Source organism: Rugamonas violacea (assembly GCF_016461825.1).
GTDB lineage: Bacteria > Pseudomonadota > Gammaproteobacteria > Burkholderiales > Burkholderiaceae_D > Rugamonas.
On record NZ_JAEMNU010000017.1, the window covers coordinates 1 to 2645 of the forward strand.

Genomic DNA, 2645 nt, shown 5'->3' on the forward strand with positions numbered 1-2645 from the left:
TTTGAACCCTTGACAAAGCGTTTTGTTTGTCAGTTGCGAAGAAGGAAGAGTATGCAGCGTTTCGGCCATTTCGTCAACCTTCTTTTTCTACCCGCTTACTCTGCAATCGCTTGTTTCTGCGTGCATTTCTGCGGGGAGGCGAACTATAGCAAAGCCATCAACGCCTTGCAAGGGCCAATCATTCAGTCAGCGTAAAAACCTGGTAATTCCGGTCCGCGCGGATCTGCTGCGCGGTAAAGGGCAGCTGCTGCAGGTGCTTTTCCGAATACAACGGCAACTGGTCCGCATAATAGGGCGACTGCGGATCAGTCGATTGGCCGTATGCCAGCAGCCCCCTGGCCACCGGTCCGGTAGCATCAAAGCCGACCACTTGGATATAGCTGGTGCCCCATGCGACGGTATGGTATCCGTCGGCCTCGAGGGGGCTGTCCATGTGGATGGAATTGTAGGAACCATCAACATCCCCAATTCCACCATGGATAGCAAAGCGCACGCCATTACGCGTGTCACTTTGATAGGCGCCCAGGCTGCCGTCGAGCGGCACGCCAGTCGAAAGCAATTTTTGTGCGGCCGCCTTCAAGGTCGCCAACATGGCGCCGGCCGCATCCGGCGCCATGCCGCGTGGCGTATGCACAGGATCTGCAGCGTTAAAGGGTATCCGCCACTTCCCGGGGATGTTGACTGCGCTATTCCAGAACTCGCGGAACAACACGGCGCCGCGGCTGTCCAGATTGGCTCGGCGGTCCCAGGCCGCAAGCACCTGGCAGGCGGACATTGTGGTGGCATCGCCGGCGGCGAGACAAACCGGCAAAAAGTCGGGCAATATCAATTCCGCCGCATAGATTCTATTCGCAAATAGTAAATCGTATAAATCATTTAGCTCAAAGCGCCGACCGGATGCCACCACCTCATCCATTTGAATAAAGCCGATACGTGTGCGCAAGGTCTGTTCGATGTCTGTTGCGCCGTACAGCGGCGAATATCCAAAAGGAGCGGGACCGCGCAGCAACTGGCTTGAATTGCTCAGCCAATACGCGTCATTGGAATTGCCGACGTAGTCCGTGCGTATCAAGGTTGGCGCCAGCGCTGGCGAAAACACACCTTCCGGTGCACCGGCATCCCGCCCCCAGGCGCACACGCTACGCGAGCCGTCGAAGGTCAACAGCGATGGCAGCAACAGGCAATTGGAAGAAAACTGGGTCGCGCCAAGGTGCGGCACCATGCTGGCGTCGATATACATCACCTCACCATCCCGGTCAGCCGCCACGGTATTGATCCACGGCAGGCCGGCGACCGTCACCAGCGCACTCCTCAACGCCCGAACGCTGCTCGCCTGGCCCATCGCCAGCCATTGCTCCAACAAGCGGGTATTGTTGCGATTGGCATCTGCCAGCACTACCGCGCTGTCAGCCGTCCACGCTGCGCCGGCCTCGGGCTTGACCATCACCGCGCCCTGTCGACTGAAGAAGAAAGTCTTGCTCCTGCTCGTCACACTGCCATTGGGCTGGAGAATCTCGACCGTCGCCACCCTGCTGCTCATTTTCAAGGGCATGCCATCGTAAAAATAGGTGGTGCCGCTAGGGTCGCGGCGGTCGAGCGCCAACTTGAATGTCGTGAAGTGGATGGCCTTGGTGACGGTATGCGTCCAAGCGACATCCTGGTTGAAGCCAATCACGACAATCGGTAGGCCGCCCAGGCTGACACCCATCACGTCGTAGCTGCCCGGCACCGTCAGGTGCACCTGATAGAAGCGATCCGTGCTCGTCCATGGATAATGCGGATTACCCAGCAGCATACCCCGACCATCCACTGTCAGATCCTTCCCGACCGCCAGTGCATTGCTGCCGAGCGGCTCATGCGTCCTAGCCGTCGACGATGACAGGCGTGCGGCCTGGCGTGCCATCCCGACGGCGACAGTTGGCACATCGCGCGCGGCGGCGACCAACTCGGCACCGAACACCTCGCCGGAGCCATGCAGCGCCTTCTCGGCGACCAGCAAATACATATCGTCCAGACTGATCGGGCGCACCCAAGGCGCGCCATGACAGGCGGCAGGTAAGCGGTCCCGGTTCTCCTCCAGAAAACGGTTATATCCAGCGGCATATCCGGTCAACAAATCGCGAATCTCACGCTTGCCGGCGGCATAGCCCGCTCTAAGCTGCGTAAGATCGACATAGCCTTTGAAGAAGAAATCACTGTCCAGGTTGTTGAGCGAAAGATAATCGATGGCGGCGCCGTATTCACCATGTTGTGATCGAGTGGCAAAAGCGTTCGGACCAAAATATCTGGATCGCTCACCGCGCACGGTGAGTATGCTGTCGGCCATCATGCAGATATTATCTTGCGCGTATGCAAAGCCAAGACCATAACCAAGACTGCGGAAGTTGTCTGCGCGGATATGCACAATCCCATTGCTAGTGCGCGCCAGCTCGGCACCATAACGCGCCGGCGGATTGGGTTGTTTGTCGTCGCAGCCGCCCAGCGCAGCAAAAAGGAAAAGAAGGGCGGCAATAACGCGAAAGATTTGGCGAAGATTCACGGATGCCATAAGCGCATAGGTTTATACACAAGTCACCCAGCTTCGTCGCGTAGCGCCTTAATCGTGAGCGCAGCCACGCGCACATCCTGAATGCCCTGCCAGATCG

General features: G+C 58.1%; 2 protein-coding genes. One reads left to right on the forward strand and one right to left on the reverse strand.

Annotated features, from left to right (window positions below; all coding sequences use genetic code 11):
• Positions 1 to 195, forward strand: a 195-nt coding sequence (locus H7U20_RS30085) for a hypothetical protein (protein WP_233410462.1), incomplete at its 5' end; no start/stop codon positions are given.
• On the opposite strand, the gene H7U20_RS03075 is transcribed toward H7U20_RS30085, so the two are convergent.
• The gene (locus H7U20_RS03075) at positions 179 to 2539 is read right to left on the reverse strand and encodes a penicillin acylase family protein (RefSeq protein ID WP_370593058.1); all 2361 of its coding nucleotides are present in this window, start codon (positions 2537 to 2539) and stop codon (positions 179 to 181) included. The two genes, H7U20_RS30085 and H7U20_RS03075, sit on opposite strands and share 17 nt — an antisense overlap.
• Positions 2540 to 2645: the final 106 nt, after the last annotated feature.